The following is a 7,121-nucleotide window of genomic DNA, read 5'->3' as shown; positions in this document are numbered from 1 at the left end:
CGTCCAGTTCGCGCCTCGACCGTCTCCCGCTGTGGCACGGCGGGACCGCCGAGCACCGAGAGATGGCGGTCGAGGCGCGAACTGGACGCGCTGCTCCCGCAGGTGATCGCAGGGACCCGCGCCCTGCTGTGTACCGTTATCTGATTCATTTCACTCCCCACCCGTACGAGGGCAACCGGCCCGGGCAGGTTAACCCTATCGCCCCTCACGGACACCCGTGTATCCCGCCTACGCCGGGAACCACACTCGTACGGGGGCGAACAACCACGCCCTATCCATCTTATTTCAGGGCGAGTTGGACAGTTCGCCCGGAGGGCGGCGGACCTCCCGCGGGTCCGCCGCCCGCCGTCCCGCGCGGCAGGCGGGACGGTGAGGACAGAACATCTAGGCCGCCGAGGCGAAGCCCGGCAGGTAGCCACCGGACTGACCGGCGGCGGTGGGGTGGTAGGACTCCGGGACGTTGAGCACGTTGAGGCTGTGCAGCCACGCGGAGCCCGAGCAGATCTCGTGGCCGGCGAACGCCCCGGCGACGTCGACGAAGGTGTAGCCGTGGTCGGCGGCGCGCTTGGCGGTCGCCGCGTTCAGATAGTCGGAGGCGCCGTTGATCGCGGCGCGCACCGTATCGCTCAGCCCGGCGAGGCAGCTGCCGCCGATCTTGTAGAAGCGGGGGTAGCCGAGGACGACGACGCGGGCGGCGGGCGCCTTGGCCCTGATCGCGTTGTACACCGAGTCGAGGTTTCCGGGCAGGGTCGAGTCGACGTAGGCGCGGGCCGTGGCGATCCGGTTGAGGCAGGTGGCCTGCGCCTGCAGCACGCAGGTGGTCATGACATCGGAGAAGCCCGCGTCGTTGCCTCCGACGGTGATGCTGACGAGGTCCGTGGCCGCGCTGAGCGGCGTCAGCTGACTGGCGGTCACATCACCCGTACGAGCACCCGAGCAAGCGGCGAACGCGAAGGTCGCGGGTGCGTGCGTGGCCGCCCAGAGGGCCGGATACGCCCTGGGGGTGCGCTTGCAGTCGCCGCTCGCGCTGTCGTAACCGCCGGATCCGACGCCGGAGGAGTAGGAGTCGCCCAGCGCCACGTAGTCGATGGCGGCGGCTGATTCCCCGGCCTGGGCCGAGGCCGCTCCGGTGAGAGCGAGGACGGCACCGAGGAGCAGCGAGGTGGAGAACGCTGTGATTCTGGACAGTTTCATAGGACCTCTCCCTAGCAGGATCTCTGCCTCGACTTTCGTACCAGCCAGTTCGTCGTGTTGGAAGTGTTCATGCCAAGAACGTTCGGTGAGGGTTCCGGCCCCGGCCGCTCGCGCACCCCCCGTGCTTCCCCACCTCCCGTTCGGGATGACCGAATTGAACAGATTCGATCAGGGAGGTTTCGGAAGTGACCGTTGATGTATGGCCAAAGAAGCAAAAAAGCCAGCCCCCGTTCCAGCCCTTGCCATACAGCCCCAATCCTCAATACCGTCATACATTCACCCGCATCGGACCGTCGTACAAAGCGGCTCAGGGGAGGGCTCACGCGTCGCGACGGCTCCCGGAGCGGGGCGCAGCAGGGGGGTGCCGCGCTCGGCGGCCGCGCGTCGTACCGAGTCGCGTACCGCGCGGCATGCACCACAACTCACCCGTCCAGTCAGGGAGTTCCGGCACGGAGCTCCCTTTCGTCATGGGCGGGGTGAGAACCCCCCTTTCGAACCGGAAACACAGCAGGACCGCCCAGGGGCGGGCGGTCCACCGGACGAGAGGGAAAGAGACTCGTGAGCGCTTTTCTGCGCCCGGCGGTACCGGGCGAGGATCCGTTGGCCATTCCGTCGGCCGTGCCGTCGGCCGTTCCATCAGCCGTTCCGTCGGCCGTTCACTCGGCCGTTCACTCGGCCGTTCCGTTCCCCGGGGACACGAACGGCTCGGCCGACCCACGGCACGGCCCGCAGGAGGGCCGGCCGCGCTATCGGCCCGTCTCCTCGCACCTCGCGATAGCCCCGCCCGTCAGCGTCGTGATCCCGGCGATGAACGAGGCGGAGAACCTGCCGTACGTCTTCGGCACCCTGCCCGGCTGGATCCACGAGGTCGTCCTGGTGGACGGCGACTCGACCGACGACACGATCCGGGTCGCGCGGGAGCTGTGGCCGGGCGTCAAGGTCGTCGAACAGCGGGGCAAGGGCAAGGGTGACGCCCTGATCAGCGGATTCGCCGCGTGCACCGGCGACATCATCGTGATGATCGACGCGGACGGCTCGGCCGACGGCCAGGAGATCGTCTCCTATGTGTCGGCCCTGGTCTCGGGCGCCGACTTCGCCAAGGGCTCGCGCTTCGCCAACGGCGGCGGTACGGACGACATGACGGCGATACGCAAGCTCGGCAACCGGGTCCTGTGCGCCGCCGTCAACGCCAAGTTCGGCGCGAGGTACACCGATCTGTGCTACGGCTACAACGCCTTCTGGCGCCACTGCCTGGACGCGATCACGCTGGACTGCACCGGCTTCGAGGTGGAGACCCTGATGAACATCCGGGTCGTCAAGGCGGGGCTGAGGGTGCAGGAGATCCCGAGCCACGAGTACGACCGGATCCACGGGGTCAGCAATCTGAGAGCCGTCCGGGACGGCCTGCGGGTCCTCAGAGTGATCCTCGGCGAGCGGGGCGTCCCGCGCTCCACCCGGCGCCGTACGGCCGCGCCGAGGATCAGCCTGCGCCGGGGCGGGACGTCATGAGCGGCCGTCACGCCCGCCCCTCCCCGCGCTCCCGCCACCGCTCGTTCTCCGTGGTGATCTGCGTCTACACCGAGGAACGCCGCGACGACATCCGCGCGGCCGTCGACTCCGTACGGCGACAGTCGCCGCCCGCCCTGGAGACTCTGCTCGTCGTCGACCACAACCCGGCGCTGCTGGCGCGGCTCGCCCGGGAGTACGCGGCCGAGGCGGCGCGCGGGGAGGTGCGCGTCCTGGCCAACGCGGGAGTCCGGGGGCTCTCCGCGGGCCGCAACACCGGCATCGCCGTCGCGCGCGGCGAATGCGTGGCCTTCCTGGACGACGACGCCGTGGCCGAGCCGGACTGGCTGCGCCGCTTCGACGAGGCGTACGCCGACGATCCGCGCGTGCTGGCGGTCGGCGGCCGGACCCTGCCCGTGTGGGCGTCGGGCGGCAGACCCGCCTGGTTCCCCGAGGAGTTCGACTGGATCGTCGGCTGCGCCTACCGGGGGCTGCCCGCGGGACGGGCGCGCGTGCGCAACGTACTGGGCGGGAACGCCTCCTTCCGGCGGACGGCCTTCGACACCGCGGGCGGGTTCGCGACCGGCATCGGGCGCGACGGCGACAGGCGCCCGCTGGGCTGCGAGGAGACGGAGCTGTGCATCCGGCTCACCGACGCGGTCCCCGACGCGGTGCTCCTGATCGACGACCGGGCGGTCGTCCACCACCGGGTCCCCGCGGCCCGCGAACGATTCGGCTACTTCCGTAGCCGGGCCTACGCGGAAGGGCTGTCCAAGGCGCTGGTCGCCCGAAGCGTGGGGGCGGACAAGGCGCTCGCCTCCGAGCGCCGTTACACCACCCGCGTACTCCCGGTCGGGATTCTGCGCGCCCTGGGCGACGGCGTACGGGGACGGCCGGGCGGCTTCGGCCGCGCCGGGGCGATCGTGGTGGGGGTGACCACGACGGCGGCCGGGTATCTGATGGGGCGTCTGCGCGCGCGGGGCGGCGGCGCCGCCTTCTCCTCCGGCCCCATCGAACCACCCGGCGCGCGGGGAACCGGCGTACAGGGGCCCGGCGTACAGGGAACCGGCGTACAGGGGCCCGGCGTACAGGGGCCCGGCGTACAGGGGCCCGGCGCGCAGGGGCCCGGCGCGCGGGAACCCGGCGCACCGGGGCCCGCGGAGCGCGGCGGCTCCACCCGCGCGCCCCGGGGAGCCGCCGCATGACGGCGCCGCGCGACGGCGTGCCGATCCTCATGTACCACGCCGTCGCGCGGCGGCCCGCGCCCGCGGCCCACGCCCTGTCCGTCTCGCCCGAGGCGTTCGCCGACCAGATGGAGCTGCTCCACGGCAGCGGCTTCACCCCGGTCACCACGGCGCGGCTGGCCGCCGCCTGGCGCACCGGAGAGCCGCTGCCCGACCGGCCCGTACTGATCACGTTCGACGACGGGTACGAGGGGGTGCACCGGCACGCGCTGCCGGTGCTCGCCTCGTACTCCTTCGCCGCGACGCTGTTCGTCTCGACGGGCTGGCTGCGCGGTCCCCACGACGAGGGCGGGGCGCCTGGCACCATGCTCGACTGGGACCAGGTACGGGAGCTGGCCGGGGCGGGCACGGAGGTCGGCGGCCACAGCCACACCCATCCGCAGCTGGACCAGCTCGACGACGGACGGCTCGCGTTCGAGGCGGGCCGGTGCCGGGAGATCCTCGCCGCCGAACTGGGCGCGGCGCCCGTCTCCTTCGCCTACCCGTACGGCTACTCCAGCAGGCGCGTGCGCCGGGCGGTGCGCGCGGCCGGGTTCGCCCAGGCGCTGGCCGTGGGCAACGCGCGGGCCTGCCGCTGCCAGGGCCCGTACGCGCTGGAGCGGCTGACGGTGCGGCGCACCACCGGGATCGGGGAGTTCGCGCGGCTGGTCGAGGGCCGGTGCCTCGTCCACCGCTTCGCCCGGGACCGGGCACTGACCAAGGGGTACGCGGTGGTGCGCCGGGTCCGCCGGGCGGCGACGGTGACGCGGGCGGCGGTGACGCCGGGGCAGGTGTGACGCGATGGCGCGCGCGTGGCGGGGCCGGGATGATGTCCCGGCCCCGCCACGGGCAAAACACCATGCGCCGGACGCCCCCGTGCCGGATCATGTGCGACATGTCTGCCAAGCCACAGGACGCACTGCCGATCCGGCTCACCGTCGATGACAGCGACTCCCCGTCGGACGTGGTCGACGCACTGTTCCTCGGCCGCTTCGCGACGGGCGAGCAGCCGTACTCCCACAGCTCCACCATCGACCGGGTCAAGCCCGGCTCCACCCTGCTGCCGCCGGACGCCTCGGTGCTGCGCCGCGCCCACGACGACGACCGCAGCGCGACCCTCGCGGAGGGCGAGGGCTGGACCCTGCTGGTCTCCCGCTGGAACCGGGGCGCCGATGTGACGGTGACGGCCGTGACCGCCGAACTCGCCGAGGAGATCCACCGGCAGGCGACCGACGGCGCGCGGGACAATCCGGAACCGCAGCCGGAGAACGTGTCCATGGGGTTCTGGTACGTCTCCCCCAGGCGCGGCCCGCACCGCACCGCGCGGCAGATCACCGCCGGGGCCTGGGACGAGGTCAGGCCCAACTACACGGCGCCGGTGGCCGACGCGCTGGGCCGGCTGATGAAGGTGACCCCGGACGACATCTCGGGCCGGCTGCTGTTGCTGCACGGGCCGCCGGGCACCGGCAAGACCTCGGCGCTGCGCACCCTGGCCCGGTCCTGGCGGGAGTGGTGCCAGGTCGACTGCGTACTGGACCCGGAGCGCCTCTTCAACGACGTCGGCTATCTGATGGACATCGCGATCGGCGAGGACGACGGCACGGCCAAGGGCCGCTGGCGGCTGCTGCTCCTGGAGGACTGCGACGAACTGATCAGGGGCGAGGCCAGGCACACGGCGGGGCAGGCGCTGTCACGGCTGCTGAATCTCACCGACGGGCTGCTCGGCCAGGGCAGGAACGTGCTGGTGGGGGTGACGACCAACGAGGACCTGGAGCGGCTGCACCCGGCGGTGGTGCGGCCGGGGCGCTGTCTGGCCAGGATCGAGGTGGGGTCGCTGACCCGCGCCGAGGCGGTGTCCTGGCTGAACGGGCAGGACGGCGGCCGGGACGGGGAGGGCGCTCCTGGCCCCGGCGGCGGCTGGGAGGCGGCCGTCGGCCGCGACGGCGCGACGCTGGCGGAGCTGTACGCGCTGCGCCGGGGGACGGGGCCCGCGTCGGTCCCGGCCCAGCACACCAACCGGGACGCGGGGCTGTATCTGTGAGGGCGCGCCCGCGCCGCGCGGGTCACTTCGCGTAGACGGCCCGGACGGCTTCCTCCGCCGCCGCCAGCGCGGCGGCCCGGCCGAGCCCCAGCCGCCGCGCGCGCTCGGCGTAGGTCCGCGCGGCGGTGGCGGCCTCCCGGTCGGCGGCCTCGCCCGCGGCGGCCACGAACGTACCGTTCCTGCCGCGTGTCTCGATCACTCCGTCGGTCTCCAGCGCGCGGTAGGCCTTGGCGACCGTGTTGGCGGCCAGCCCCAGCTCCCCGGCGAGCCCTCGTACGGTGGGGAGCTTGTATCCCACGGGCAGCGCGCCCGAGCGGGCCTTCGCGGAGATCTGGGTGCGCAGCTGCTCGTACGGGGCGGTCACTGCGGCCGGGTCGATCACGATCTTCAAGGTCACGCAGCGATTGTCCCCCACGACCCGGCGCCGCCGGGCGCCGTGCGGCACAGCTGGCCGGAACACGCCGGAACGCGCAGGCGGGCCCGGTGGGCGCCCCGCGTCCCGGCGCTCAGGGTCTGCGGCCGGTGGCCGGAAGGGGGACCGCGCGGCCCGGCCCCGCGGGCCGATGGGCGATCGGATCGCCGTCCTCGTGCCAGTGGATGACGAACCGTTCGCCCGCGCGGTACGCGTCGAGGCCGGCGCGGCAGTAGGCGACCATGTCGTCCGGGAGCGCGGCGAGCGGATGCCAGGACAGCCCGGAGCACTTGTGGGGCTCGCGGTTGACGGGCGTGCCGCCCGCGCCGTGCTCCGCCTCGAAGAACCAGCCGATCCTGGGCTCGCCGGCGGGCCCCCGGTGCTGCATGACGAGCGCGACGCGCAGGTCGCCGGGGGCGAGCGAGATCCCGATCTCCTCGGCCGCCTCCCTGATCACGGCCGTCCGCACGTCCTCGCCCGACTCCACGTGCCCGGAGGGGGCATGGAGCAGGCCGTCGGCGTATCCGGTCCCCGCGCGGCGGGCGAGCAGCACCGCGTCGCCCCGGCGCAGGATCAGATGGACGTCGACGATCTCGGTGTGCCGCCGGGCCGCGGCGCCGACCCGGGCGACCAGCGCGTATCGCTCGTCGTCGACGACGCGGCCCCAGAGCGCGGGGTCCGCCGAGAGGTTCTCGTGGTGGACGCGCTCGGTGAGCGGGCCGAGCGCGGCGGTGAGCCGGGCGGC

Annotated in this window: 7 protein-coding genes; 4 read left to right on the top strand and 3 right to left on the bottom strand. The window is 73.2% G+C overall.

The features are described from left to right. Positions 1-384: 384 nt before the first annotated feature. Positions 385-1,194 carry an SGNH/GDSL hydrolase family protein gene (locus DVH02_RS31030; protein ID WP_114627179.1) on the bottom strand — a complete coding sequence of 270 codons (810 nt, stop codon included), beginning with the start codon at positions 1,192-1,194 and terminating at the stop codon, positions 385-387. A gap of 558 nt (positions 1,195-1,752) precedes the next feature. Between DVH02_RS31030 and DVH02_RS31025 the strand changes: the two genes are divergently transcribed. From DVH02_RS31025 to DVH02_RS31010, 4 genes are all read left to right on the top strand, one after another. Then, complete coding sequence (locus DVH02_RS31025) at positions 1,753-2,703, top strand: glycosyltransferase family 2 protein (RefSeq protein WP_114627178.1); 951 nt, start codon at positions 1,753-1,755, stop codon at positions 2,701-2,703. After that, complete coding sequence (locus DVH02_RS31020) at positions 2,700-3,905, top strand: glycosyltransferase family 2 protein (protein ID WP_114627177.1); 1,206 nt, start codon at positions 2,700-2,702, stop codon at positions 3,903-3,905. The genes DVH02_RS31025 and DVH02_RS31020 overlap by 4 nt, the downstream gene beginning before the upstream one ends. After that, entirely contained in the window at positions 3,902-4,720 is an 819-nt protein-coding gene (locus tag DVH02_RS31015) for a polysaccharide deacetylase family protein (protein ID WP_114627176.1), read from the top strand. Before DVH02_RS31020 ends, DVH02_RS31015 begins: the two co-directional genes overlap by 4 nt. A 98-nt stretch (positions 4,721-4,818) precedes the next feature. Further along, positions 4,819-5,964 carry a DUF5925 domain-containing protein gene (locus tag DVH02_RS31010; protein WP_114627175.1) on the top strand — a complete coding sequence of 382 codons (1,146 nt, stop codon included), beginning with the start codon at positions 4,819-4,821 and terminating at the stop codon, positions 5,962-5,964. A gap of 22 nt (positions 5,965-5,986) precedes the next feature. On the opposite strand, the gene DVH02_RS31005 is transcribed toward DVH02_RS31010, so the two are convergent. Then, positions 5,987-6,361: a GntR family transcriptional regulator gene (locus DVH02_RS31005; protein ID WP_114627174.1), complete on the bottom strand. Its 375-nt coding sequence runs from the start codon at positions 6,359-6,361 to the stop codon at positions 5,987-5,989. Positions 6,362-6,470: 109 nt separating this feature from the next. Next, positions 6,471-7,121 (bottom strand): NUDIX hydrolase (locus DVH02_RS31000; protein ID WP_114627173.1); only part of this gene is annotated, 651 nt, incomplete at its 5' end.

The sequence above is a fragment of the Streptomyces corynorhini genome, assembly GCF_003346515.1.
GTDB lineage: Bacteria > Actinomycetota > Actinomycetes > Streptomycetales > Streptomycetaceae > Streptomyces > Streptomyces corynorhini.
This window is presented reverse-complemented; position numbering and strand designations above follow the sequence as displayed.

Bases quoted from the DNA above. Each gene is read 5' to 3' on its own strand.
- DVH02_RS31030 (WP_114627179.1), bottom strand. From the start codon at position 1,194: ATGAAACTGTCCAGAATCACAGCGTTCTCCACCTCGCTGCTCCTCGGT.
- DVH02_RS31020 (WP_114627177.1), top strand. From the start codon at position 2,700: ATGAGCGGCCGTCACGCCCGCCCCTCCCCGCGCTCCCGCCACCGCTCG.
- DVH02_RS31015 (WP_114627176.1), top strand. From the start codon at position 3,902: ATGACGGCGCCGCGCGACGGCGTGCCGATCCTCATGTACCACGCCGTC.
- DVH02_RS31010 (WP_114627175.1), top strand. From the start codon at position 4,819: ATGTCTGCCAAGCCACAGGACGCACTGCCGATCCGGCTCACCGTCGAT.